Raw genomic sequence first — 25,236 nt, forward strand, 5'->3', positions numbered from 1 at the left:
GCCCCGGAGGGAGCCGGGGCGCGCTTGGGGTGCGGCGCGGGGAGGGAGGGGATCGCGCCGTTGCGAGGTGAGCGGTTTACTTGGCGGCGAGCAGCTTCACCACGTGGAGCGCCTCGGTCATCGTGCGGCCGCAGGCCACGCCGTGCATCTGGTCGGGGTAGTTGCCGCTGAAGAGCGATCCCGAGCAGTCGCCGGCGCAGTACAGGCCCTCGATGGGCTCGAAGTCGGTGTTGAGCGCCTGGCAGTCGGCGTTGATGCGGACGCCGTCGATGGTGGTGAGCAGCGTGCCGCCCAGCGTGGCGCCGAAGAACGGCGGGGTGCGCAGCTCGGACAGGCGGTAGGGCTCCTTGCCGAAGTCGGCGTCCTCCTGCGCGTCGTACAGCTCGTTGTAGCGCTCGCACGTGGCGAGGAAGGTCTTCTTCGCGTCGGCGTCGAAGCCCAGCTTGTCGGCCAGTTCCTCGAGCGTGTCGGCCTTTTGCAGGCGGCCGTCGGCAAGCTCCTTCTCGAAGAACTTGTCCAGATCGTACGTGCCGTCTTCCTTCTTCGCGCCCAGCACCATCTGACGGGTCATAGCCGAGCATCCCAACGTGTGGAAGCGCTGCACGTCGTCGCCGAAGTTGCCGTCCCAGACGCTGACGTACACGCCGCCGGGCTGCTGGGCGGCCGCATGGGGAAGGTAGTCGTAGTCGGCCGACTCGAGGGCGAAACGCTCGCCGCGCAGGTTGACTTTGAGGAAGGGCTGCGTGCCGGGGTTGAACTGGCCGTTGCCCGGCCACTGGGGATTGCCGGCCTTGATGGACTCCTCGGTGTAGCCGGCGGTGGTGCCGGGGGCGACGAGGCCGCGGTCGAAGATCATCGTGGCGCTCGTGATGTCCTTCACGGCTCCGGCCCACAGCGCTGCCTTGATGCCGTCGCCCGTGTTGTTCTGGTTGTAGCCCAGCGCGGTCACCGATGCGGTGGTGATGGGGGATAGCGAGGACAGCATGGCGGGGTTCGCGGAGTAGCCGCCCGTGGTGAGCAGCACGCCCTTCTTCGCGTTGATCTGCACGTTGCCATTGTCGGTCTTGAAGATGGCGCCGGACACCCTGCCCGAGTCGTCGGTGACGAGCTTGACCAGCTCGTGCTTGTAGGAGATCTCGTAGCCGTTGTCGTTCATGACCTTCTCGAACAGCTGGTTGCGATCGGGCACGCCTTCGCGACCGCCCTCGGCGTTGCCGTAGTGGTGCTCGCCGCAGGGGGTGTAGAACTCGGTGGCGCCCATGCCGCCCGGCATCTCGAACTCGTCGGCGATGACCACGGCGCCGGCCGCGCTCATGTACTGGTCGACGTACTCGAACATGTCGTTGCTCTCGTTCATCCACATGTTGATGAGGTTGTGGTCGCACGTGCCGCTGGAGTAGCGGGCCCACTCGCCGTGCAGGCGGGCGCGATCGGTGCGGTAGCCCTGGTCGGTGAAGGGCTTGGTGTCCACGGCGTTGAACCAGTGGCGCGTGGCACCCGTTTCGGAACCCTTCTCGCACAGGATGAAGTCCATCTTCTGGTCTGACGCGTACGCACCGGCGATCATGCCGCCGTTGCCCGCGCCGACGATGAGCAGGTCGGTCTCCTTCGTCTCGGCGATGTCTCCCACCTCCGGCGCAGCGCCCAGCCAGTCCACCGTGATGGCGGCACTGCCGTCGTCCACGGCCACCGCGTTGTTGTCAGCGACGCCGGTCGATGCGCCCGCGGAACCTGCGGCGTCCTCGGCTTCGGCGGTGCCTGCAGCCTTGGGCGCGCAGCCGCTCAGGCCGAGCGCTGCCAGCGCGCCGACGCCTGCCACGCCGCCCAGAAAGCTGCGGCGCGAGATGCCCGTTGCGTTCGTTTCGATCGATTCGTTCGTTCCCATGATGATCCTCCTGTGTCGTGCGTTCGTGCGGTTCCAGGTGGAAACCGCTTCCCTCGCCGTGCATCCTACGGCGCGGCGAGGCGCTTGAAACCACCCCGTCGGGGGCGTTTCCGACGGGATCGGGGACGGCAAGCCGCTCCCCCTGCGGGGGTGATTTGCCTCGAATCGGCTGATGGAGGGGCGGCTTTGCGACGATAGCCGAGGCGGAAGGCGGCTGTTTCGCCTACAATAGGGGCAAGCGACGAGGGGAGGGAACCTTGCAGTCAATCGTGGAGCGCGCTCGCGAGCGGGGGAGCGCCGTGAGCGTCACCGTGGCGATAAGCATCATCGCGTTGGGGATTATGGGATGCGCCGGGGGTATCTTGAACGCCAGCCTGTACGCGCGCGTGGCCGAGTACTACGGCATCGCGCGTGAGATTTCGACGTTGTCGTCGGGCGTCTTCTTTCTGGCCGTGTTCCTCGTGGCCACGCGCAGGCCGTCGCTGCTCGATCGCCGGCTGCTGACGGTGGTGGCGCTCGGCTGCGCGATCACGGCGGCGTTCGTGCTCGAGTTTGCGCTGCGCCTCGCGGACGGCCCTTTGACGGTGGCGGGGTTCCTGTTCTTCAACGCGGCCTCGTCTTGGGCATCCGTTTTGCTGGTGTCGGCGCTTGCCTCGCTGCGCTCGTCGAAGGCTGCGCTCGTGGGCGTGGTGTGCGGCATGGCGCTGGGCGAGGTGGTGCGCGTGGCGCACCCTCCCGTGACGTTCGAAGTGGGCGTTGTCGAGGTCGTGGGCGCGTACGCGCTCGTCATCGTGCTGCTGTATCGCCGCAGCGCGCCGGCGCTCGACGAGGTGGCGCACGGGGCGCCGCCCGCAAGCTTGGAGCTTTCCAACCCCGAATCGTTCTTGCAGCCGGCCCATGCGCTGTTCCTCTGCGTGGGCCTGTTCAGCGTGGCGACGGGTTACGGGCTTACGCTCAACGAGGTTTCGCATGCGCCGATCGGCGTGAGCGTTTCGGCGTTCGTGCTGGTGGGCGTCGCATTGTGGATGCTGCTGTCGCGCAGCGAGAGCAAGGAGGACCTGCTGTTCTCGTTCTCGATGCTGCTCGTGGTGGCCGGTTTCATCATCGCGCCCTTCACGTTCCTGAACGACCTCCCCTCGGCGAATGCTCTCCTGCGCATCGGCGTGCGCTGCTTCGACATGCTCGTGTGGCTCGTCGTGTTGGCGGTGGGGCGTCGGAACCTGCTGGCCTTGTTGCCCACGTTCGCGCTCGTGCGCTTCATGAGCGCCGTCGGCACCAACGTGGGGGCCATCGCAGGCCATACGACGAACGATCTCGTGGGCACGAACAGCGATGCGGCCATGCTCATTGCCGAGGTGGTGCTGTTCGCGTTCGTCGCGTTTCTGTGGCTGGGCTTTCGGAGGTTCAGCTTCAGCGACACCATCCGCGGCGTCGTCGGCGTGAGCGGTGGGCCGGCGTCGGGCTCGGGCGACGAGGAGCCGCAGTCGCAGGGGCTCAGCATCGAGGAGCGGTGCACCGAGCTGGGGGAGGCGCGCGGGCTGACCGAGCGCGAGACGGAGATCTTCGCCATGCTGGCGCGCGGGCGCAACGGCCAGTTCGTCATGGATCACTACGTGGTGTCGCGCAACACGGTGAAAAGCCACGTCAAGCACATCTACGCCAAACTCGACGTGCATTCTCAGCAAGAGCTGATCGATTTGGTGGAGCGTGCAGGGGGGTAGGGACATTGGTTATGTACCGTTTTTGGTACAGGTTGAGTTAGCAGGTTTGTCGGCTGCACGGGGTCATGGTGACCCCGTGCAGATCTCCATCACTCGATAAGCGCGGTTATGTAAAGTCGAGCGAACTCGAGGCTTCCGACCTCGCTTTTCTAGCGCCGGAGCTCACGAGCGAGGCCGAGGGCCCGGTCCGGGCGCCGGCCCGCGCCGACGGGCGCTGGGGCTACCGCTTCGTGAAGCGCGCCTTCGACATCGCCTTCTCGCTCGTCGCGATCGCCGTCCTCCTGATCCCCTCGATCGTCCTGTGCGCCGCCATCCGCCTCGAGAGCCCGGGCAACCCCCTGTACTCCCAGAAGCGCGTCGGCCGCATCGGCCGGGACGGCCAGATCCGCACCTTCGACATGTACAAGTTCCGCTCCATGAGCGCCGACGCCGACGAGCGCCTGGCCGAGCTCGCCGACCTCAACGAGGCCGACGGCCCGCTCTTCAAGATCAAGGACGACCCTCGCGTCACGCGCATCGGGAAGTTCATCCGCAAGCACTCGATAGACGAGCTGCCCCAGTTCCTGAACTGCCTCATGGGCCAGCTCTCCTGCGTGGGCCCCCGCCCTCCCCTGCCCTCCGAGGTCGCCCAGTACGACGAGCGCGCCATGCGGAGGCTATCGGTGAAGCCCGGCCTCACCGGCTACTGGCAGGTGAGGGGCCGCAGCGACACGACGTTCGACGACATGGTGGACCTGGACTTCGCCTACATCGAGGAGCGCGGGGTGCTGACGGATCTGAGGGTGATCGCGAGGACGGTCGGAACCATGCTTACGGGAAAAGGAGCTTGTTGATGATCCATCTCATCCTCTTGTCCGGCGGATCGGGCACGCGCCTCTGGCCGCTGTCCAACGACGCCCGCTCCAAGCAGTTCCTCAAGGTCCTGCGCGACGAGCAAGGCAACCACGTCTCCATGGTGCAGCGCGTGTTCTCGCAGATCGGTCGCGTTCCTGCCGACCTAGACGTGACCATCGCGACCTGCGAGAGCCAGAGGGGGAGCATCGAGGCCCAGGTCGCGGGCAAGTACTCGCTCGTGCTCGAGCCTGAGCGGCGCGACACGGCCCCCGCCATCATGCTCGCCTGCGCGCACCTTGCATCCGAGCAGGGGGCGGACCCGAGCGACACGGTGGTCGTCATGCCCATCGACACCTACGCCGACCAAGCTTACTACGATCGGGTGGCCGTCCTCGACGAGGCCATCCGCTCTGGCGCGGCCGACCTCGTGCTGCTGGGCGTCGAGCCCACGTACCCGTCCGAGAAGTACGGCTACATCGTCCCGTCCTCCCGCGAGGGGACGGCCTGGCCCGTCGGGCGCTTCAAGGAGAAGCCTTCCGGGCAGGAGGCCACCGGGCTCGTCGCGGAGGGCGCCCTGTGGAACTGCGGCGTGTTCGCCTTCGAGCTGGACTATCTCTTGGACGTACTTGGGAGGTACCTGGACGCGACGGGCTTCGAGGACGTCGCACGGCGCTACGCCGAGCTCCCCAGAACCAGCTTCGACTACGAGGTCGTGGAGAACGCCCCGTCGGTCGCGGTCGTTCCGTACTCCGGCGCCTGGAAGGACCTCGGCACCTGGAACACGCTTTCCGAGGAGATGGCCGACGAGCATGCGGGACGCGCGGTCGTCGACACGGAGACGTGCGCGAACGTCCACGTGGTCAACGAGACCGGCCTGCCCCTGGTGGTCGTCGGCATCGAGGACTCCGTAGTGGTGGCTACCCCAGACGGGATCCTAGTTTCGGGCAAGGAGGCGAGCGCGCACTTGAAGCCCCTCGTGGCGGAGGCGGCCTCGTCGCGCCCCATGTACGAGCGGAGGCGCTGGGGCGAGTACCGCGTGCTCGATTCGAGCGCGTACGCGGACGGAACCGTCTCCCTCGTCAAGGAGCTCGTGGTGGAGCCCGGCAGGCAGCTCTCCTACCAGCGCCACGCCCACCGCTCCGAGGTATGGACGGTCGCGTCGGGCAAGGGCGAGGTCGTGCTCGACGGGGAGGTTGCGGCCGTCGGCCCCGGCTCGGTCGTGTCCATCGCTCCAGGGCACATGCATGCCGCACGTGCCTTCGAGGAGATGCATGTGGTCGAGGTGCAGATGGGAGACGTACTCGAAGAAGGAGACATCGAGCGGCTCGGTTTTTGGTGGGAGGGCCGGTCGTGACGGCCTCCAAGACTCCGAAGGTGGCCCTCGTCCACGATTGGCTGGTGTCCTCCGGCGGTGGCGAGCGCGTCCTCAGGTGCTTTCACGAGATGTATCCCGAGGCCCCAGTTTACACGCTCGTCCATGATGACCGCACCGCTCCTACGTGGACGAGGGGCTGCGATATCCGGACGACGTACCTCCAGAGGATCCCAGGGGCTAGAACCCATCACAAGATTATGCTGCCGCTCATGCCCCGCGCTTGGGAGGCGCTCGACCTGACGGAGTACGACCTGGTACTGAGTTCGTGCTCCTCGTGCTGCAAGGGCGTGCTGACCCGCCCCGACGCGGTGCACGTCTGCTACTGCTTCTCTCCGATCCGCTACGTGTGGGATATGTACTACGATTATCTGAGCGGTGCAAGCGCGCTCAAGCGGCTCGCGATGCCCAGACTGATCCACAAAGCGCGCCTCTGGGATTTCGCAGCCGCTCAAAGGGTCGATCATTTCGTCGCGGACTCCGATTTCGTCGCCCAGCGTATAAGGAAGTTCTACAGGCGCGAGTCGAAGACGATCTACCCCGGAGCGCCGCTCTCCGAAAGGCCAGTGAACGACCCGTCGAGGGATTACTACCTGGTCGTGTCCCGTTTCGTCGGGTACAAGCGCGTGGACATCGCCGTCGAGGCATGCAACATGCTGGGCACGCGCCTCGTCGTGATCGGGTCGGGGGGCGAGGAGGAGAGAAGGCTGCGCGGGCTCGCCGGCCCAACGGTCGAGTTCCTCGGTCGCGTTTCGGACGAGGAGATGCAAGAGGCCTACGCGGGAGCGCGGGCCTTCCTGTTTCCAGGTGTCGAGGACTTCGGGCTGACGCCGATCGAGGCGATGTCTGCCGGGACGCCCGTGCTCGCCTACGGCAAGGGCGGCGCGCTCGAGACCGTGTCGAACGGCGAGACGGGCATATTCTTCCATGACCAGTCGGCGGCGGGCATGGCTGCCTGCATCGAGCGGTTCGAGAGGGAGGGCGTCTCGCTTTCGAGGGCGGAGATACGCGGTCGTGCATCCATGTTCTCGGAGGAACGGTTCAAAGAAGAGATGTCTTCGTTCATCAGCGAGAAGCTGGAAGAGAAGGGTTTGGAGATCTAGATGAAGAAGGCTTTGATCACGGGAATCACCGGCCAGGACGGCAGCTACCTCGCCGAGCTCCTGGTCGACAAGGGGTACGAGGTGCACGGCATCGTACGGCGCGGCTCGACGCGGACCACCGGCAGGATCGACAACCTGCTGGCCGAAGGCGCCGTCGATCTGCACGACGGGGACTTGTCGGACTCCGCTTCGATCGCCCGGGCGGTCGCCGAGGCCCGCCCCGACGAGGTATACAACCTGGCTGCGCAGTCCCACGTGGGCGTCTCATTCGAGGCCGCCGAGTACACCGCCGACGTCGACGCCCTGGGAGTGCTGAGGGTGCTCGAGGCCGTAAGGGCGGCGGGCCTGGAGGATTCCTGCCGCGTCTACCAGGCGTCCACCTCCGAGCTCTACGGCAAGGTCGAGGAGGTGCCGCAGGACGAGGAGACCCCCTTCCACCCCTACAGCCCCTACGCCGTGGCCAAGCAGTACGGCTTCTGGATGATGCGCCAGTACCGCGAGGCGTACGGCATGTTCTGCTCGAACGGCATCCTCTTCAACCACGAGTCGGAGCGGCGCGGCGAGGAGTTCGTGACGCGCAAGATCACGCGCGCCGCGGCCCGCATCGCCTGCGGGCTGCAGGACGTCCTCGAGCTCGGCAACCTCTCCAGCCTGAGGGACTGGGGCTACGCGAAGGACTACGTCGAGTGCATGTGGAGGATCCTGCAGCACGACGTCCCCGACGATTTCGTGATCGCCACGGGCGTGCAGCACTCCGTGCGCGAGTTCGCCACCTGGTCGTTCGGGCACGTCGGCATCGGGCTTCGATGGGAGGGCGAGGGCGTCGACGAGAAGGGATGCGATGCCGAGACCGGCAAGCTCGTCGTGCGCGTGAACCCCGCTTTCTACCGTCCCACCGACGTGGTGAACCTGCTGGGGAACCCGTCTAAGGCCCGCGAGGAACTCGGCTGGGATCCCCTCAAGACGAGCTGCCAGGAGCTCTGCCGCATCATGGCGGAGCGCGACTTGGAGCTCGCAAGACGAGAGGCGGAGAGGGCTTGATGCGCAAGGATTCGAAACGCCATTCTAGCGAAGAGGTCTCCTCCTCGGTTAAGTACGCTTTGAACGGCCGGTTCCTATCCCGGCAGATGACCGGGGTGGATCGATACGCCTACGAGCTGATCAGGGAGCTTGCGAGAGGGGAAGAAGCCTGGAGGTTCTGCCTGGCCGTGCCCCTCGGGGTCGATGTTCCACCTGAATTTGCCGGCATTGCAGTCGTGGTCGTCGGGAAGCTAAACGGCGCGATGTGGGAGCAGATCGATTTCGCTAGATTTGCAAAGAAGCGCAAGCTCACGCCGGTCAACCTATGCAACGCGGCTCCGGTGCTTGGTCCTGGGATCGTCTGCATCCACGACATGGCGGTGAGGGCCCATCCTTCGTTCTACAGCTTGAGGTTTCGCCTCTGGTATCGCCTCCTCTTCGCATGCAACGTCCGAAACGCGAAGGCGATAGCGACAGTGACAGATTTCTCCCGAAGAGAGATCGAGAAGTACTATCCGGCGGCCAAAGGGAGGGCGCAGATCGTCCCCGACGCGTGGCAGCACGTGGAGCGCGTGAAAGCGGACGAAGGAGCATTCTCTAAGCATCCGGCGCTTCGAAAGGGCTCCTACTATTTCGCAATGTCGTCGCTGGCACCGAACAAGAATCTCAAATGGCTCGTCGAGACGGCGCGGCTCAACCCCCAAGAAACCATCGCCGTCGCAGGCGGCATCAACCGGAAGGTGTTCGGCGAGCATTCGATTCCCGAAGCGGAGAACGTCGTGTATCTGGGCTACGTTTCCGATGGCGAGGCGAAAGCGCTCATGCAGCACTGCAAGGGGTTTCTGTTCCCGACGTTCTACGAAGGGTTCGGCATCCCTCCGATGGAGGCGCTCGCCTGCGGGGCTCAAGCTGCGGTGTCCGACAACCCCTGCATGCGTGAGGTGTATGAGCGGTCGGTGCATTGCATTAATCCTAACGTCCCTTGCTCAAGCTTGAGCGCTCTATTTGGGAAACAAACTGGAGCTTCTGATGTGGTTCTCGGCAGGTACAGCTGGGAAAAATCGGCGCGGGAGCTAATTGCACTGATCGAAAAATCTAACTTGGTTTGAGCGAAAATGCCACTTAGATCCTGTGCGAAAGAACACAAAGTCGCCGCTTCACAAGAATTGAAAAGTGTGAGATGAGTCTTTTACCTGGTGCAACGCCTATCCTATCACTCCTCGTCTGTGTGGTAGCTATTGCGGGACCTGTAAGACTTTCCTTGCTTATGCTTGTAGCCACTTCGCCGCTTACAACGGTTGCCGTGCTGTCTTTTGGAGAAAACACCATCCAACTGTATCAATTGTTGTGGATTGCGCTTGCTGGAAAAACAATATATCTTCGCATTAGAACCAAAGCAGCATTATGCAAGCCTTGGGTATGGTTTCTTCTATTTTGCCTTGCGTCAACGAGCTTTGCTCTATTTACTACAGATGCCGTAGTGATTAATCCCGATAGCCGGATTACCAACGTGCAATTCTCGATCCAGCAATTCACGCAATGGGGGTATTTGCTTCTCGCGATTACGACCGCCTGGTTCGTTGCATATGGATTGAAAAGCGGCTTGGTTGACGTTCAAGGTGTGCTGAAAGCACTCGACGCGGGTATGATTATGGTACTTGTCGTTGCGTTTTTACAGCTTGTTTTACCACCCGAATTGATCACAGAGCTTTTTAGGAACAGCTCCCATGTTGGTTATCTTGGGGCTGGGCAGAGAATATCCTCGACATTTAACGAGCCGTCGATGATGGCAGCGTTTCTGACGCCCATGGTTGCCGTTCATTGTGTGAGGCTAATGAAGACGCCTAATCCTTTTTCAATTGTTATGGTTGTGCTAGCTATGACTGTACTAGTCCTGAGTCAATCTAGTAGTGCGGTCATAGGCATTATGGCTTTAGGTGTCATTCTTATTCTTTTCGGCTTCTCGAGCTTTATACGGGACGGAATCAGACCAGCTGCGATATTGATTGCGCTTGCTGGATGCGCTGCCATAATGATCCTGGCTTCAGCAGGCGTATTTGACAAACTGGCGAATATGCTGATAGCTAAGCTTCAGGCGGAGAACACTTCGGGTGTGGAAAGAAGCTTCGGGATGAGTCTTCACTGGCAAGTGTTTCTTGATCATGCATTGACGGGCGTTGGGTGGGGCACCGCAAGAAGCACGGACTTGATTACAACATGGCTAGCTGAATTGGGAGTGATAGGTTTTACGCTTTTTGTTGTTCCGCTCGTAAAAATTTGCGCAAAACTGTGTTCCTTGAAAGACATGCGCAATGCATTCGCGATGTCGATCTTTTCATACTTGGTTGTAGCATTGGTAATATTGTTTGTTTCCGTACCAGAACCATACTATTTATCATTTTGGATAGTTTCGGGCCTCGGGTACCATTTGTCGTACGAAACGACATTGAAAGCATAGCGAAGTGACGATTCTTCATTTCCCCACTGTTGAGCATGGAACACACTCGGGAATCTGTTTAACGTGCAGTGCATAACAAAAAATGGCCGAATTTCAGGAGGCTCAGATGGCGTTTAAAAAGCAGTGCTTAGTTTCTGGAAATAACGCTCTTTTCGGTAATATTTTTATATATAAGATCCCAATATGAGCATTGCGCAAGTGTTCTATCGTGCAACGGGCATGAGGCTTAGCTAAGACTCCAGCGTATTCATAAAAGTGGAAATTCTCGACCCTTTCCATATAGAAATAGCATCGAACGTCTCGGTAGGATGGTTTACCTTGCTTGACGGTAGAGAGGCATCAAAGAGGCAAGGATGCAGTAGTGACTGCCGGATCGGTGGCAACCAAAGACGCTCCGGATTACGCTATCGTTGGCGGAATCCCTGCTAAGTTCATTTCAAGCAGAACAAAAGAGCTTGCATATATAATTCCGAAAGCTTTGCTTTTGCACTAAGAGGTAAGTATGCGCAGTTGCAGGAGCGAAGACTTATCTTGCAAAGGTTGCAGACGCAAATTGTTGTTGAGGCCTATTCAAAACCCTCTGTAACATGATGAAAGGATATTTTGCATTGAGAATCCTTGCAATTACGTGTCAGAATCATGCGAAAACAAACCGAGGAATGGACGTGATCACAGATTATCTTACTAAAACCGGAGCCGACGTAACGACATACGTGTTCCCCATTACCTTTCGCACAAAACGATACGCTGACAACCCGCAGCCAAACCACAAATACGCGAAATGCCTCTTCGTTAATTATTACGAGAGGCTAATGGGTAGGTTGATGGTGCCGCTTACACGATCGCTTCTTTCACGCGTGATAAGAAAGAGCTGTAATATCGATTTCGACGAATACGACTGGATCATCCTTGAAAGCGGTATATGCGTTGCACTCGTCGATGTTCTTCCTGAAAAGACGTTTTTTATATACAGGCAATCCGACCCAGTAGATGGGATTCTCTCAAAAAACAAGTACCTTATCGAGTGCGAAAGAAAGGTTTTACGGAGAGCCAACCTTGTCTTGACGGTAAGCGATGCTATTCAGCAAAAATATGTAAACGAAGGCTACGACAATGTGAAACTGTGGAAAAATGGTTTTCAGAGCACTCATGCCATCACATGGTTCAACCCTTACGACACACCGGGCACGAAAGCCGTCTATTTTGGCCTCTATTTCATTGACCATCATCTAATAAAGCAGATTGCCGAAAAGTTGCCCCATATCGAATTCCATATCATTGGCCCTTATAAAGACAAGGTCAAATGCAAGAATGTTGTATTTCATGGTTGGCTCAGCTTGGAGGAATATAGCGGGTATCTCCAACATTCTGACTTCGCTATTGTTCCCTATCTGCAGCATCGCAAGAATTCGATATTCCCGGTGACAAGCAAGATGTACCAGTTCCTTGATCACAGGCTGCCGATTGTAGCTTTAGCGACAGACGCAATGATTTCCTTTTCCAGAGAAACGCGAGACGTGTACCCATGCAGCACTCCGATCGATTTCGTAGAAACGATAAAGAACTTGGAGCGGTTGGGATATCCGTTTTATGACGATTTCGAACTCGATTACTTTACGATTCCTCGGCGAGAGGAAGAATTGAAAATGATCCTTTCGAGCGTAAAAGACGTTCATGAGGCATAGCTAGTACTATGTTACGCAACCCAAAAAGTGAAGAGGTACTGTAGGATGCAAACCGCAATCATCGGTTGTGGGCGCATAGCCCTCAATCACATTAAAGCCATCCAGGCAAACAGCCTTGAGCTTACAGCTCTGTGCGACATCGTTCCCGGAAAAGCTGCAAGCCTGCTTGAGCGAGCAGAATGGGACGCGCCCACTCCGGCCATATATGAGGATTACGGACAGATGATCGCCGAGCACCCGGAAATCGAGCTTGTATCGATAGCCACCGAAAGCGGCGAACATGCGCGCATTGCGCTCGACTGCATCGGTGCAGATAAAAACGTAATTATCGAAAAGCCCATCGCGCTTTCCATGTCTGAAGCCAATGAGATTATCCACCGGGCAGAAAAGCACGGCGTGAAGGTCGCGGCGTGCCACCAAAACCGCTTTAACGTGGCAATTCGGCATACCCGCACGGCGGTGGAAGAAGGACGTTTTGGTCGCATGTCTCATGGTTCCATCCATGTGAGGTGGAATCGGAACAAAGGTTATTACGATCAGGCTCCGTGGAGGGGCACATGGACTCAAGACGGCGGATGCCTTATGAACCAGTGTATCCACGGTATCGATCTTTTACGCTGGATGCTGGGTGGCGATGTCGTTTCAGTGTACGCTCAAACACGCCAGCGCTTCCATGATTATCTTGAGGCAGAAGATGTGGGTGTTGCAGTGCTAGCGTTCGCTGACGGATCTGTGGCTACCGTTGAAGGCACCACCAATGTTTACCCTGAAAACCTTGAAGAAACGTTGTGCCTGTTCGGCGAAACCGGGACAGTGAAAGTTGGCGGCACCTCCGCCAACAATATCGATGTGTGGGACTTTGTCGATAATCGTACAGAAGATACTAATCTTGCAGGATTAAAGGAACAGACTTCAAATATCTACGGCAATGGGCACACCCTGCTCTTCGCCGACATGGTTGAGGCGATTCGCAAAAACCGTGCACCCTACGTAGATGCACGTGCTGGCCGAGATGCACTTGAAGTGGTGCTCGCCATCTACAAGAGTCAAAAAACCGGCATGTCAGTAGCTCTTCCGCTCGAAGACTTCGCAAGCACCGATATGGAAGGTGAGTTTTAAAGATGCAGCCTCTGGCAGAAACAGCTCCCTTCCCCGAGATGGATGACAATACAGATTCGCAAAACACTCCCGTCAAGATTGCCATTGCCGGACTGGGATACGTTGGGCTGTCGCTTGCAGTGCTTTTGTCCAAACGCAACCATGTTGTCGCGGTGGATATTGTTGCCAGCAAGGTGCGTATGGTTAATGAGGGCAAATCCCCCCTCGTTGATATCGACATAGAGAATCGCCTGGAAAAAGGCGGCTTGGATCTTGTAGCTACCACTGATGCCTCATCTGCGTACGCTCAAGCCGACTTCGTGGTCATTGCCGCACCCACGAACTACGATGAGCTTGCGCATTCCTTCGACACTTCCTGCGTTGACCAAGTAGTTGAGCTTGCGCTAGCGCAAAACCCTAAGGCTACCGTTGTAATAAAATCCACCGTTCCGGTTGGCTATACTCAAAATCTTGCAAGCCGATATCCTGATGCGGCCATAGTGTTCTCCCCGGAGTTCCTCAGAGAAGGCAGAGCTCTTTATGACAACCTTCACCCAAGCCGCATCATCGTCGGAACCGTTGAAAACGCCAGTTTGCACAGCATTGAGAGGGCTGGGTTTTTCGCCCAACTCCTGCGGGAAGGCGCTGAGGACGCGGAGGTGCCCATGCTAATCATGGGTTCAACCGAAGCGGAGGCGGTAAAGCTTTTTGCCAACACTTATCTTGCGACGAGGGTTTCATTTTTCAACGAGCTAGACTCCTACGCCGAAGCGCACGGCCTTGATTCCAGAAGAATCATCGAAGGGGTAGTTCTCGATCCAAGAATCGGCGATCATTATTGCAACCCTTCGTTTGGTTATGGAGGTTACTGTCTTCCGAAAGATACCAAACAACTTTTAGAAGATTTTGGAGATGTTCCTCAAAACGTGATCCGAGCTGTCGTTCAGGCGAACGATACTCGTAAGGATTTTGTTGCCCAACGAGTTCTTGAACAAGGACGAGACGCAGTTGCGCCGATGAAAAACATTGTAGTGGGGGCGTATCGTCTTGTCATGAAATCTGGATCTGACAACTTTCGAGCTTCTGCCATCCAGGGGGTAATTGATCGCATTAGAAATGAGGGTGCTCGAGTGGTTATCTATGAGCCGGAACTTGCTGAAGACAGTTTCAATGGCATCCCTGTTGTGGATGATTTGGGTGTATTTAAAAATATATGCGATGTGATAATGGTCAACAGAATGGATCAAATGATTGAAGACGTATCCTGCAAGGTGTACACACGCGACTGCTTCTTTAGAGACTGAGGTTTGTTCTGTATGGATGCGTCAGGCAATATCGAATTGAAAAAGAATGCCACATCGAAATGCAAAGAGGCATGTTTGGAGGATGGCACCATTTTTCACGAACGCGCTATGGTCGATGACGGCGCTTTGGTTGGGCGGGGCAGTCGGGTTTGGGCGAATGCTCATATTGTCGCTGGGGCCGTTGTGGGCGAGAATTGCAACATCGGACAAAACGTCTATGTTGATGCAGGCGCTATCGTCGGGAATCGTTGTAAGCTCCAGAACAATGTCAACGTCTATAAGGGCGTTGTGCTGGAGGACTGCGTGTTCTGTGGACCCTCAATGACGTTCACGAATGTAAGCCTCCCACGATGCGAGTTTCCTCGGGATCCCGAAGGAAAATACTACCTTCAAACCCGCGTATGCTACGGTGCCTCGTTGGGGGCTCATTCCGTCGTCGTTTGCGGTCATCGCGTGGGACGGTTTGCCTTTGTCGGATCTGGTGCGGTCGTGTGCAAAGACGTGGTCGACCATGCGATCGTTGTCGGCAATCCGGCTCGTCAAATCGGATGGGCGTGCAGATGCGGAGAGAAGCTCATGGACGACTTGAGCTGTTCTGAATGCGGGAGGCAATACGTACACCACGCAAACTCGATCACCTGCGACGAAGAGGAGCGGCAACATGGAATTCATTGATCTGAAGACGCAATACTGCGCATATAAAGACAGTATTGATGAAGCAATGAGATCGGTTCTTGCCGAGGCGGAGTTTATCGGCGGTCGCTATGTCGAGCTTTTCGAAGAAGAGCTGGCCGGCTATGTCGGCAGGAAACACTGCGTGACATGCGGCAACGGCACTGATGCGCTGCAGCTTGCCTACATGGCCTACGGTATAGGGCAAGGCGACGCGGTGTTTTGCCCGGATATGACCTTTATCGCATCGGTGGAGCCGGCGGTAATGCTGGGCGCAACGCCAGTGTTTTGCGATATCGATCCCGTGTCCTACAATCTATCGCCAAGTGATTTGGAGCGACAGGTATGCAAGGTCGAAGCAGAAGGCGCCCTAACACCCAAGATGGTCGTCGCCGTTGACTTTTTGGGCAACCCTGCTGATATGGACGCGTTGCAGGACGTGTGCGAAAAACATGGTCTGCTTCTTATCGAGGACGCAGCCCAGGGCATCGGGGGAGAATACAAAGGCAAGCGACTGGGGGGGTTTGGGGATATTGCAACCACGTCCTTTTTCCCTTCTAAGCCACTTGGTTGCTATGGCGACGGCGGAGCGGTGCTCACTGACGACGACGGCATCGCCGAGCTTTTGTCGTCTTTGCGCGTCCATGGAAAAGGCGAAAGCAAATATGACAATGTGAGAATAGGCATCAACTCGCGTTTGGACAACTTGCAAGCAGCCGTTCTTCATGTCAAGCTTTCGCGTCTTGAGGATGAGATGAAGACAAGACAGGAGATTGCTCTGCGCTATCAAAAGGCGCTGGGGTGCGCGATTGCGTGCCCTATTGTTGCAGACGATTGCCGATCTGCCTATGCGCAGTACGTGATTCTCGCCAAAGACGAGACGGCACGTGGACGTCTTGCGCAAAGTCTTCACGCACGGGGCGTGCCGTCGCTTGTCTACTATCCGAGACCCTTGCACGAGATGAAGGCTTTGGCCGCTTCGTCTAACGGAAGCTTCCCCTGCGCCGCACAGTATGCAAGGCGAAACCTCGGACTGCCTTTTTCCCCGTTTATTAGCTTCGAGGATCAATCAAGCGTAATCGAGGCGGTTTTGGAGGCAATAGGCGGATAATGCATAACGTCAATCAAAAGAGATCCCCAGTTTGCCTCGACGCAGGCACGATACTGTATTCAATTCGGGGCGTCCTTTAGTGCCGACCCGCTTCAAAGACGCGGTGAACAAGCTTAGCGCAACCGGCTTTTTAAACATTGTTGGTTCCGGGGTTGTCAATAAGATCATCGCATTTTTGTGCGGCGTGATATTGGTTCGCATGTTGAGCAAAAATCCATCTCTGCGCGCCTCCTACGCGATCAATATTATCGACTATTTTACTTTGCTCATCGAACCAGGTGCTGTTTCTACCGCGGCGCACTATCTCAAGCCCATGCACGAGCAGAGGACTGTCGAGCGCGCACGCCTATGTACCGATGGATACCTGTCACGAAGCACCTGCGCGAAACGGTGTTCAGCTGGCCGTCGGGACCGTACGTGAGTTTTTAACGAATTTTTTTTCGACCCAAGGCATTTGGTATCTCGATCTTCCGAAGTTTACGAAATAGAAGGAGCGATTCTTTGATAACTCACGTTTTCAATTCTACGGGAACAATAGAGAAACAGTACGTATCCATCATCGATGATTGCTTTGACAAAGAACAGCACCTTTATTTTGCGCGTATGTCGCAAAGCGTAAAAGGCGACGATTCTTCGAGAATCCATTGCATGGAAGATTACTGGTCGGATCGAGAGTTTGCCTTAGCCATAGAGAGGTCTTCGAAAGTTGTGGTGCACGGTTTCTTTGACAATAGGTTATGCGCTTTCCTAGCTTTGCAAAAAAATATTCTACGTAAAACGTATATCATTTTTTGGGGAGGAGACCTTTATCCTTTTAGGGATGGTCAAACAGGTGCCAAAAACACCTTGATATCGCCAGTGAAAAAATGGGTAATTAGGAGCGCTGCTGGCGTTGGATGCCTGCTCGAAGGTGACTATGATCTGCTTCAAGAGGTTACAGGATTCGAAGGCTCGCATTATCTGGTATCGTATGGTTTCGAGACGCTTCCCAATGCAAGCAAAAACTACTCGAAGCAGCTTAATCCCCCTTTGTTCCAGCTGGGAAACAGTGCTACGAAGACGAATTGCCATATGGAAGCGATCGATCAGTTGGCAGCATACGCTGCAGCTGACTTCGAGTTGATATGCCCTCTGTCGTATGGCGATAGCGATTATCGCGATCAAGTGATAGCGTATGGGCGTAATAAGCTAGGCTCTAAACTCATTCCTCTGGTTGATTTATTTGAGACGGAAGATTATCAAGATCTTCTATCTCGCGTCGCAGTCGGATTTTTCAATAACAATAGACAGCAAGGTCTAGGAAACATCGGTCTTTTGCTAAGTATGGGATCGAAGGTTTACATTCGGAAGAACACATCAATGTGGTCGCACTATAAGGATGAATTGAACTTAAACGTATTCAGCATGGAAGATGTTGGAAGTGAGAAATTCGAAGACTTATTACGCTTCGATTCGCATGATCAAAATTCGAACAGAGAGATAATGAAGCATTCACTTTCGCGCTCAGAGATGATCGGGAAATGGGAAGCGCTCTTCGAGGCGTAGAACACGTAAATGGCTGCGGATACGCTCAAAAGCAAAACCATCTCGTCGCTTGTTTGGAAATTGTCCGAACGAGGGGGATCAAGTCTGGTCTCGCTCGTTATACAAATCGTTTTGGCTCGACTGCTTGCGCCTGAGCAGTTCGGTATGTTGGCGATCATTCTAGTATTTGTGAACTTAGGAAACGTTTTTGTACAGTCCGGCCTCAATACAGCTCTCGTGCAAGCTCGAGAGGTGTCCGGGAAAGATTATTCGACAGTATTCTGGATGTGCTGTTCTATTGCACTGATTTTTTACATTGCGCTATACATTTTTGCCCCGTCTATTGCGCTTTTCTATCATTCCGAAGAAATAACATGGCCCCTTCGAACGCTCGGACTCGTTCTGTTCGTAAATGCTTATAACTCTGTTCAGGTGGCGAAAGCAACTCGGGAGCTTGAATTTAAGAAGATTTTCTTTTCCACAATAGTTGCAGCGCTTGTATCGGGTCTTATTGGGGTGATATCTGCAATTTGCGGAGCGGGCTTGTGGGCCCTTGTTATCCAGCAGGTGATCAACCAAACAGCTAACTGCGTAGTGCTAGCTTTTCAAATAGCATGGCGACCCCGTTTCACCATTGATGTGAGACGTGCCAAAGTTTTTTTCGGATTTAGCTGGAAATTACTGGCTTCCGGGCTTCTTGGGGTTGGATACCAGAGCCTGTCGGATTTAATAATCGGAAAACAGTTTTCGACGGCTAATCTTGGCTTGGTGTCGCAAGGAAAAAAATATCCTCAAGCCATAGGGTCGATGCTGGATGGAGCCATTCAGCCAGTCATGCTATCAGTGATTTCGCGTGTGCAAGATAATGCGGACTATGTGAAGCGGCTAACTCGGAGAGCACTGAAAACCTCCTCTTTTCTAATAGTGCCATCTATGACCATGCTTGCTGTCGTTGCCGAGCCTCTTACGCGGACTCTTCTTGGCGAACAGTGGTTGGAAACGGTTCCCTTTATGCAAATGTACTGTTTCGTATACGCCTTGCTTCCGATGCATACGGCCAATCTCCAAACACTTAATGGGCTAGGGCGAAGCGACTTGTTCCTGAAACTCGAAATACTGAAAGAAGCCTGTGGCGTTACCATTCTCCTCTTTAGCGTAGTTGTTACCCAGAACGTCTATTTCGTTGTTGCCAGTTACATGGTCGTAGGAGCCATTTGCACCTTTGTGAACGCTTGGCCTAACAGACGAATCATACGTTACAGCTATGCGGAACAGGTTCGAGATATCCTGCCCGCCTTTCTTCTCACTGCAATATCGGTATTGGCCACGTTGCCGCTCGGCTTCGTCAATTTGCCGGACGTCGTAGCCATATTAGCTCGGTGTTTCGTGATGGTCTCTGTGTATCTGGGGTTTGCAAAATTATTGAAAGTAGAAGCTTTTTCATATCTGATAAGCACGGGAATGGATTTGCTCTCAGATAGGTCACGAAGCTGATCTTCAGCATGCGACGACTCCGTGTAAAACCCTCGATGACAAAATATTTAGTTGTGCTCCGTTGTTGGATGCAGTTCTTACTGTTGGTGAATTCGTGGTGTCCAAAGCCTTTCCGTATGCTTCCACCTCGCTTCTCGCAATCGCGACGATTGGGCCAACCTGTTCGGTTTGCTTTTCGGAAGAGCAAAGCAGCTCAAAACAAAGTTCAATGATTTGAAGATTGGCGCAAAGGAGTTGAGGGGATTTTGAATGATAGCATTATGGTAACTCGATCATCCATGCCGTCGTTGGAGGAATATGCGAACGAGATTGCCTCATTGTGGAATACCCATTGGCTAACCAATATGGGCGAAAAGCATGGCGAGTTTGAACAAGCGCTCAAAGACAAGCTAGAAGCAGAGAATGTCGCTCTTTTTACAAATGGGCATTCGGCTCTTGAATGCGCTATTGAAGCGATGGATCTCAAGGGGAAGATCATAACAACTCCTTTCACCTTTGCTAGTACGGTACATGCCATCGTGCGTAAGGGTTTAACTCCTGTGTTTGCCGACATAAAGAGCAGCGACTACACAATTGACCCTGAGAGCGTCGAGCAGTTAATCGATAGCTCTACTTGCGCCATTATGCCCGTGCATGTCTACGGAAACCTTTGCGAGGTTGACAAGATTCAAGAGGTTGCTCGCAAATACAATCTCAAGGTGATATACGATGCAGCGCATGCATTCGGAGTGAGCGTTGACGGCGTTTCGGTTGCGGCGTTTGGCGATGCTTCCATGTTCAGTTTCCATGCTACAAAAGTGTTCAACTCCATAGAAGGCGGTGCGGTGGTTTTTAAAGACCCCGCTCTGAAAGAACGTTTCAATCAATGGAAAAACTTTGGGATTACCGGTCCAGAATCGGTGGAATATGTTGGCGGCAATGCCAAGATGAACGAATTCTGCGCCGCTATGGGAATATGCAATCTACGCCACATCGACAAAGAGATCGAGAAGCGCAGGCTCGTGCACAATCGTTATAGCGAGCTCTTGTCGGGTTCTCCTGGGCTTGTTCTTCTGGATAAACAACCAGGTGTCAGATCCAACTATGCGTACTTCCCCGTGGTCTTCGAAGAAGCGTTCGGCGCAACGCGTGATGATGTGTTCAATGCTCTTGCAGCGCAAGGGATACATGCCCGAAAGTATTTCTATCCGCTCGTTTCTGATTATGCTTGCTACAAAGGGCGTTTCGATTCTTCGAAAACGCCTGTCGCGCAACACGTTGCTGAAAGGATCCTAACACTGCCCATGTACGCGGATCTTGAGTTGAAAGATGTCAACAGGATTTGCGAAATCGTCTTAGAAGTCGGTTGCTTTTAGTTATGAGAGAAATGTGAAACGAAAGGCTTGCCATCGTGACATTGAAACAGCTTGACAATCTAGAAGCGGTTGTCCAGCGCGACGCTATCGCGACGATATGGAAGGGCCTGTCCATTGCCTTTGAACCGCCTCTTGAAGAAACGGTAGACAGCTTCGATACGCTGATTGACAAAGTGGCGACGCATGGCAAGACCTTTGCCTACAAAAAGGATGGCCTTGTTCTCGGGGCGGTCTCTTTCTACGCAAACGACCTCGAGTCGAAGTCCGCATTCGTTACGCTTCTTGCAACAGATGAATCCGCAAGAGGCGAAGGTCTGGGCCATGCGCTTTTGAGTGTTGCGATACGAGAATCTCAAAAGTTCGGCATGTCACGAATGCGTCTCGACGTAAGAACGGAGAATGACCGTGCTAAGCGGTTCTACGAGTCGCACGGGTTTGTGGTTGTTGATCGCAATAGCGCATTCTTCACCATGAGCCTAGACTTCAACGGTTCTCTTCCCTACATGGAATCAAGAGGTGTTCGATGAATATTCTGTTAACCTCGGCCGGCAGGCGCAGCTACCTTGTTCAGTATTTCATCGACGCGCTGGACGGCCGGGGCAAAGTGATAGCGGCGAACAGTGCTGCTTGTCCGGCGTTTTATCGTGCGGACGACAGCGTCATAACCCCTTTGATATACGATTCACGCTATATCCCCTTTCTGCTCGATTACTGCCAGAACAACGCAGTCGATCTTTTGATTCCCTTGTTTGACGTAGACATCCCTGTCCTTGCCAAGAGTAAACCGTCTTTTGAGGCTATTGGCACGCAAGTGATAGCCCCTGGGATTGAAATAGCCGAAATTTGCAACGACAAGCTTTTGACCGTAAATTACCTGAAAAAGAGGGGGTTTGACGTTCCTGTCACCTTGAATAGCCTCGAAGACGCTCTTGATCATATAAAAAACGGCAATATAGCTTATCCGCTTTTTATTAAACCTAGATGGGGTATGGGGTCAATAGGAGTGCACGAAGCGAGAAACGAGGCCACGCTCAGGGCGGCTTGGATTTTGACCGAGGATGCGATCGGCCATTCGTATTTGAAATATGAGTCGCAGGAAGACAAGGATCATGGCATTTTGGTGCAAGAAAAGCTTGAAGGAGAAGAATATGGACTCGATGTTATATGCGATTTAAGTGGCACCTATGAGTCGACGATCGTGAAGAAAAAGCTTGCCATGAGATCTGGAGAAACCGATAGTGCAATCGTCGTTCGATCGGAAGCACTTGAGCAACTTGGAAAACGCCTCGCAGAAGCGTGCCCTCATCCAGGAAACATGGATGTAGATGTATTTGTTTCCGGCGATCGCTGCGTCGTTCTTGAGCTCAATGCTCGGTTTGGCGGAGGGTATCCCTTTTCTCATGCGTCGGGCGTAAACCTGCCTTTGGCCATAATTGAGTGGTCTCTCGGAAATGAAATTCCAGCGCGCTGTCTCGCCTCTCAAGGAGGAACGTTCTCTTATAAAGAAATTGGTATCGTGACGCCAGAAGTTAATAAGCGCGTATCTCGGGAGGCTAGTTATGGATAAGTATCAAGATCTTCGTACACCCTGTTTTGTTTATGATGCAAAAGAGCTACATGACAACATTAACGCGTTTCAAGAAGCGATGCATTTCGCTTGGAATGGAAAAACGGCAGTAGGTTTGTCAGTGAAAACTGCCCCCATCGTGGAAATAGCGTCTTTTGCTCGGAAGCTTGGGTGCATGGCGGAAGTGGTATCCGATGAAGAATTCCAACTTGCTCTCGATGCAGGATTCAATCCAAAAGAAATCATATTCAACGGTCCGATAAAAAGCCGCAATTGGCTTAAATATGCATTATTGCATGAGGCGGTAGTCAATCTTGATTCCGAAAGAGAAATCCAATATGCATGCGATTTCGCACGCGAGCATTCCGTTGTTCCGCGTGTCGGGTTAAGGGTGAATTTTGATCTAGAGAAAATATGTCCTGGCGAAACGATAGCTGAGGACGAAGGCTCTCGATTCGGCTTCTGTCTTGAAGATGGGTCTCTAAAGCGAGCCATCGAAAAATTGCGCGTAAGCAACGTGGAGCCAGCTGGTCTGCATGTGCATTTTTCAACTAAAACGCATTCACCTGCCGTTTACAATGCCATAGCTTCAATGCTGTGCAATATCGCGTCATTGTTTGAGTTGCGTAGCCTTGAGTATCTAGACCTAGGAGGCGGATACTACGGAGGAGGGACTAACAGGTCTGCATATGGTGAATATGTTAAAAACATCATCGCTGGATTAGATCGCTTCCCCGGTCGCGAAGAACTAACGTTGATTTGCGAACCCGGAGGATCCGTTCTTTGCACGGCTGGAGAATACGTCGGAAAAGTGATTGATGTAAAAAGTGTTAGAGGGAGAATTTTCGTAGTTACCGAGCTTAGTAAGCTAAACCTCAATAGTACTGTATTTTCTCGCAGAGCTTTCACTTGCGATTATTATCGGTTCAAATCGACGAGCCCTGTCCCGATTCAAACGATATGTGGATATACGTGCGTTGAAATGGATAGGCTTCAGGACATTGAAAATGAAGCTCTTCTTTCTCGGGGAGATATTGTAGTAGTGAAAAACGCGGGGGCGTACACGGTCTCCTTTGCGCCAGGTTTTTTTATAAAGCATTCGCCCGAGATTTATATGAGAGAAGCAGATGGCGTGTATCGCCAAATCGCTTGCGGCTCATATCATACCGATTCCGTTAACCCTCCATCTATGTAAAATATTTTTTTGGTGGGTTCGTCTCCGGGGTCCTTCCGTATGGCTACGCTTCTTATACATGTTGATATTGCGACCGAGTTTTGATGCCGAATAACTGGAGTGTTAAACGTATGATCCAGGTATGGGCCTCCGCCAATACCGGCATTCTCATGCATTTTTGAACCATACGGCGATGCCACGTGATTAAGCAAATTTCGAAAAAACGAGCGTAACTCCGTGCTCTTCTCACAACAACCAAAGAAATCTAGGCGAATGGTTGCGAAGGAGCGACTGATTTCATAATCGTGTTTATCAGGGTCGGGGTGGTGGTATGATGGGCGGGGTCACGGTGACCCCGTAGTTGATTGGTTTTGGAGTATTCGATACAGATATTGTATGTGATTGTAAAATGAAAGATAGTATGCAATATATACGAATATTTTGGTAGTAATATGCAAATTTTGGAAAGGCCCTCGCTCATGTCATCTCCCTACCAAACCCTCACCCTCCCGCTCGACAGCATCCAGTCGCACCCGGAGAACGACTTCACCATGGACGAAAGCGAGATGCAGGAGCTCGTCGCGTCCATCCGCTCCGAGGGCCTCGGGCAGCTGCCGCTCGTGCGTAAGCTGCCGGACGGCGCCTACCAGATGATCGCCGGCCACCGCCGACTCGAGGCATACAAGCGCCTTGCCCGCGAGGACGCGACCTTCCGCGCCATCCCGGTCACGCTCGTCGACGACCTCGACGACGCCCGCGCCCGCGTTCTGCTCAATGTCACCAACCTCGTGACCCGCCGCCTGTCGCAGGAGGAGCGCGGCGCGCGCTACGCGGCCATCGGCAGGGAAGTGCCGGCGCTGCGCGAGGCCGACCCGTCGCTCAAGGGCGTGCGCACGAACGACATCATCGCGCGCATCGTGACCGAGGAGACGGGGCAGTCGGTGTCGCCGGCCACGGTCAAGCGCGCCATCGCGGCCGAGAGGCGCCTGCGCGAAACGCGCGAGCAAGCGGAGCTTCTCACGGGCGACCTGAACGAGAACTGGCAGGTGGAGGCGCAGGCGGGGGCCATCGACCCGCTCACCTTGCGCGCCATCTCGGAGCTGCCGAACCAGAAACAGCTCGACCTGTTCGCCGAGTACCAGCGCCAGGAGATGACGCTCGGCCAGCTGAAGGCTCACCTCAAAGCGTCACGGCCCAAGACGACGGCCGATGCGGCTCGCGCGCTGCAGCTTGCCATCCGCAGCGCGGAGGAGGCGCGCCAGATGGATCGCGCCGGGGTGCCGTTGCCGCAGGGGCTCGTTCGCAAGCTGAAGAGCCTGGTGGACCAGCTGTAAGGTTGGGAGCGTGCGTCGGAAAGGCGGCTACAACCGCGCGTGGCCGTCCGTCCGCTCGGGATAATCGATCAGCTTGAGCGGCGCGAGGTCGGCGAGCTGGCAGGGGTCGACGTCGAGCGCGCGGCTCAGCTTCACGAGGTCCGGAATGCTCAAGGCGACGTAGCCGCATTCGATATTGCTGATGCGAGAGTGTTCCGAGCCGATCATGAGCCCCAGCTTTTTCTGCGTCAATCCTTGGTCTTTTCGGATCTGTCGGAGGTTTGTCCCAAGGTCAGACGCGTATTTTCTCACAAGGGGGTCCTTGCGTTCCATCGTCTGCTTTTTGCTGAGATTACCCATGCGTCAAGCGTAACCCGATGAATACGAAGGCGTGTATCCACGAGGGTACAAAACGCGACTTTTCTTAGAAAGCGAAAGCATCATGTTCCGTTTTGGTATAGCTGAACTTCTGCCTCGCTCTGCCATGGAACCAAAAGGGGGAAGCAGTGCGCTCGTGCAATTCGTTTAGAGCGCTCTGTGCGCAGT

At 55.0% G+C, this 25,236-nt stretch carries 21 protein-coding genes; 19 read left to right on the top strand and 2 right to left on the bottom strand.

The genetic code is table 11. The annotated features are described in order from the left end of the window. Nucleotides 1–76: 76 nt before the first annotated feature. Nucleotides 77–1,885 carry an FAD-binding protein gene (locus C1A15_RS05745; protein ID WP_101721661.1) on the bottom strand — a complete coding sequence of 603 codons (1,809 nt, stop codon included), beginning with the start codon at nt 1,883–1,885 and terminating at the stop codon, nt 77–79. 257 nt (nt 1,886–2,142) lie between these two features. Between C1A15_RS05745 and C1A15_RS05750 the strand changes: the two genes are divergently transcribed. From C1A15_RS05750 to C1A15_RS17210, 19 genes are all read left to right on the top strand, one after another. Next, complete coding sequence (locus C1A15_RS05750) at nt 2,143–3,606, top strand: helix-turn-helix domain-containing protein (protein WP_101721662.1); 1,464 nt, start codon at nt 2,143–2,145, stop codon at nt 3,604–3,606. 65 nt (nt 3,607–3,671) lie between these two features. Further along, complete coding sequence (locus C1A15_RS05755; protein WP_101721663.1) at nt 3,672–4,439, top strand: sugar transferase; 768 nt, start codon at nt 3,672–3,674, stop codon at nt 4,437–4,439. Continuing rightward, entirely contained in the window at nt 4,439–5,794 is a 1,356-nt protein-coding gene (locus tag C1A15_RS05760; RefSeq protein WP_101721664.1) for a sugar phosphate nucleotidyltransferase, read from the top strand. Before C1A15_RS05755 ends, C1A15_RS05760 begins: the two co-directional genes overlap by 1 nt. Continuing rightward, the gene (locus tag C1A15_RS05765) at nt 5,791–6,915 is read left to right on the top strand and encodes a glycosyltransferase (RefSeq protein ID WP_219618182.1); all 1,125 of its coding nucleotides are present in this window, start codon (nt 5,791–5,793) and stop codon (nt 6,913–6,915) included. Before C1A15_RS05760 ends, C1A15_RS05765 begins: the two co-directional genes overlap by 4 nt. Further along, the gene (gene gmd / locus C1A15_RS05770) at nt 6,916–7,956 is read left to right on the top strand and encodes a GDP-mannose 4,6-dehydratase (protein ID WP_101721665.1); all 1,041 of its coding nucleotides are present in this window, start codon (nt 6,916–6,918) and stop codon (nt 7,954–7,956) included. Beyond that, nucleotides 7,956–9,044, top strand: a complete 1,089-nt coding sequence (locus C1A15_RS05775; protein ID WP_101721666.1) for a glycosyltransferase family 4 protein — start codon at nt 7,956–7,958, stop codon at nt 9,042–9,044. Before gmd ends, C1A15_RS05775 begins: the two co-directional genes overlap by 1 nt. Nucleotides 9,045–9,115: 71 nt before the next feature. Continuing rightward, nucleotides 9,116–10,393 carry an O-antigen ligase family protein gene (locus tag C1A15_RS05780; RefSeq protein ID WP_101721667.1) on the top strand — a complete coding sequence of 426 codons (1,278 nt, stop codon included), beginning with the start codon at nt 9,116–9,118 and terminating at the stop codon, nt 10,391–10,393. 665 nt (nt 10,394–11,058) lie between these two features. Further along, nucleotides 11,059–12,078, top strand: coding sequence for a glycosyltransferase family protein (locus C1A15_RS05785; protein ID WP_146001816.1), 1,020 nt, complete (start codon nt 11,059–11,061; stop codon nt 12,076–12,078). Nucleotides 12,079–12,123: 45 nt separating this feature from the next. Beyond that, nucleotides 12,124–13,197: a Gfo/Idh/MocA family protein gene (locus C1A15_RS05790; RefSeq protein WP_101721669.1), complete on the top strand. Its 1,074-nt coding sequence runs from the start codon at nt 12,124–12,126 to the stop codon at nt 13,195–13,197. A gap of 2 nt (nt 13,198–13,199) precedes the next feature. Continuing rightward, the gene (locus tag C1A15_RS05795) at nt 13,200–14,480 is read left to right on the top strand and encodes a nucleotide sugar dehydrogenase (protein WP_245864939.1); all 1,281 of its coding nucleotides are present in this window, start codon (nt 13,200–13,202) and stop codon (nt 14,478–14,480) included. A gap of 108 nt (nt 14,481–14,588) precedes the next feature. After that, a complete protein-coding gene (locus C1A15_RS05800; protein ID WP_245865082.1) occupies nt 14,589–15,155 on the top strand; it encodes an acyltransferase in 567 nt (188 codons plus the stop codon). Further along, entirely contained in the window at nt 15,142–16,263 is a 1,122-nt protein-coding gene (locus tag C1A15_RS05805; RefSeq protein ID WP_101721670.1) for a DegT/DnrJ/EryC1/StrS family aminotransferase, read from the top strand. The genes C1A15_RS05800 and C1A15_RS05805 overlap by 14 nt, the downstream gene beginning before the upstream one ends. A 648-nt stretch (nt 16,264–16,911) precedes the next feature. Continuing rightward, the gene (locus C1A15_RS05810; protein WP_180953008.1) at nt 16,912–17,808 is read left to right on the top strand and encodes a TDP-N-acetylfucosamine:lipid II N-acetylfucosaminyltransferase family protein; all 897 of its coding nucleotides are present in this window, start codon (nt 16,912–16,914) and stop codon (nt 17,806–17,808) included. Between the two features lie 9 nt (nt 17,809–17,817). After that, complete coding sequence (locus tag C1A15_RS05815) at nt 17,818–19,281, top strand: lipopolysaccharide biosynthesis protein (protein ID WP_101721672.1); 1,464 nt, start codon at nt 17,818–17,820, stop codon at nt 19,279–19,281. Nucleotides 19,282–19,541: 260 nt separating this feature from the next. Continuing rightward, entirely contained in the window at nt 19,542–20,636 is a 1,095-nt protein-coding gene (locus C1A15_RS05820) for a DegT/DnrJ/EryC1/StrS family aminotransferase (RefSeq protein WP_101721673.1), read from the top strand. Between the two features lie 35 nt (nt 20,637–20,671). Beyond that, complete coding sequence (locus C1A15_RS05825) at nt 20,672–21,163, top strand: GNAT family N-acetyltransferase (RefSeq protein ID WP_180953009.1); 492 nt, start codon at nt 20,672–20,674, stop codon at nt 21,161–21,163. Next, a complete protein-coding gene (locus C1A15_RS05830; protein ID WP_101721675.1) occupies nt 21,160–22,203 on the top strand; it encodes an ATP-grasp domain-containing protein in 1,044 nt (347 codons plus the stop codon). The genes C1A15_RS05825 and C1A15_RS05830 overlap by 4 nt, the downstream gene beginning before the upstream one ends. Next, nucleotides 22,196–23,398, top strand: a complete 1,203-nt coding sequence (locus C1A15_RS05835; protein WP_101721676.1) for a type III PLP-dependent enzyme domain-containing protein — start codon at nt 22,196–22,198, stop codon at nt 23,396–23,398. Before C1A15_RS05830 ends, C1A15_RS05835 begins: the two co-directional genes overlap by 8 nt. Before the next feature lie 458 nt (nt 23,399–23,856). Next, nucleotides 23,857–24,711 (top strand): ParB/RepB/Spo0J family partition protein, encoded by an 855-nt coding sequence (locus tag C1A15_RS17210; protein WP_245864940.1) that lies wholly within the window; start codon nt 23,857–23,859, stop codon nt 24,709–24,711. Nucleotides 24,712–24,738: 27 nt separating this feature from the next. Here the strand turns inward: C1A15_RS17210 and C1A15_RS17215 are convergent, their stop codons facing one another. Beyond that, on the bottom strand, nt 24,739–25,023 hold the full coding sequence (locus C1A15_RS17215; RefSeq protein WP_245864941.1) for a helix-turn-helix domain-containing protein: 285 nt from the start codon (nt 25,021–25,023) through the stop codon (nt 24,739–24,741). Nucleotides 25,024–25,236 lie beyond the last annotated feature (213 nt).

Origin of the sequence: Eggerthella timonensis (assembly GCF_900184265.1) — a bacterium.
Classification (GTDB): Bacteria; Actinomycetota; Coriobacteriia; order Coriobacteriales; family Eggerthellaceae; genus Eggerthella; species Eggerthella timonensis.

Excerpts from the sequence above, each read along its gene's own strand:
- C1A15_RS05745 (WP_101721661.1), bottom strand. The coding sequence starts at position 1,885 with ATGGGAACGAACGAATCGATCGAAACGAACGCAACGGGCATCTCGCGC.
- C1A15_RS05755 (WP_101721663.1), top strand. The coding sequence starts at position 3,672 with ATGGTGACCCCGTGCAGATCTCCATCACTCGATAAGCGCGGTTATGTA.
- C1A15_RS05760 (WP_101721664.1), top strand. The coding sequence starts at position 4,439 with ATGATCCATCTCATCCTCTTGTCCGGCGGATCGGGCACGCGCCTCTGG.
- gmd (WP_101721665.1), top strand. The coding sequence starts at position 6,916 with ATGAAGAAGGCTTTGATCACGGGAATCACCGGCCAGGACGGCAGCTAC.
- C1A15_RS05775 (WP_101721666.1), top strand. The coding sequence starts at position 7,956 with ATGCGCAAGGATTCGAAACGCCATTCTAGCGAAGAGGTCTCCTCCTCG.
- C1A15_RS05780 (WP_101721667.1), top strand. The coding sequence starts at position 9,116 with ATGAGTCTTTTACCTGGTGCAACGCCTATCCTATCACTCCTCGTCTGT.
- C1A15_RS05790 (WP_101721669.1), top strand. The coding sequence starts at position 12,124 with ATGCAAACCGCAATCATCGGTTGTGGGCGCATAGCCCTCAATCACATT.
- C1A15_RS05795 (WP_245864939.1), top strand. The coding sequence starts at position 13,200 with ATGCAGCCTCTGGCAGAAACAGCTCCCTTCCCCGAGATGGATGACAAT.
- C1A15_RS05800 (WP_245865082.1), top strand. The coding sequence starts at position 14,589 with ATGGTCGATGACGGCGCTTTGGTTGGGCGGGGCAGTCGGGTTTGGGCG.
- C1A15_RS05805 (WP_101721670.1), top strand. The coding sequence starts at position 15,142 with ATGGAATTCATTGATCTGAAGACGCAATACTGCGCATATAAAGACAGT.
- C1A15_RS05810 (WP_180953008.1), top strand. The coding sequence starts at position 16,912 with ATGGAAGATTACTGGTCGGATCGAGAGTTTGCCTTAGCCATAGAGAGG.
- C1A15_RS05815 (WP_101721672.1), top strand. The coding sequence starts at position 17,818 with ATGGCTGCGGATACGCTCAAAAGCAAAACCATCTCGTCGCTTGTTTGG.
- C1A15_RS05820 (WP_101721673.1), top strand. The coding sequence starts at position 19,542 with ATGGTAACTCGATCATCCATGCCGTCGTTGGAGGAATATGCGAACGAG.
- C1A15_RS05830 (WP_101721675.1), top strand. The coding sequence starts at position 21,160 with ATGAATATTCTGTTAACCTCGGCCGGCAGGCGCAGCTACCTTGTTCAG.
- C1A15_RS05835 (WP_101721676.1), top strand. The coding sequence starts at position 22,196 with ATGGATAAGTATCAAGATCTTCGTACACCCTGTTTTGTTTATGATGCA.
- C1A15_RS17210 (WP_245864940.1), top strand. The coding sequence starts at position 23,857 with ATGTCATCTCCCTACCAAACCCTCACCCTCCCGCTCGACAGCATCCAG.
- C1A15_RS17215 (WP_245864941.1), bottom strand. The coding sequence starts at position 25,023 with ATGGAACGCAAGGACCCCCTTGTGAGAAAATACGCGTCTGACCTTGGG.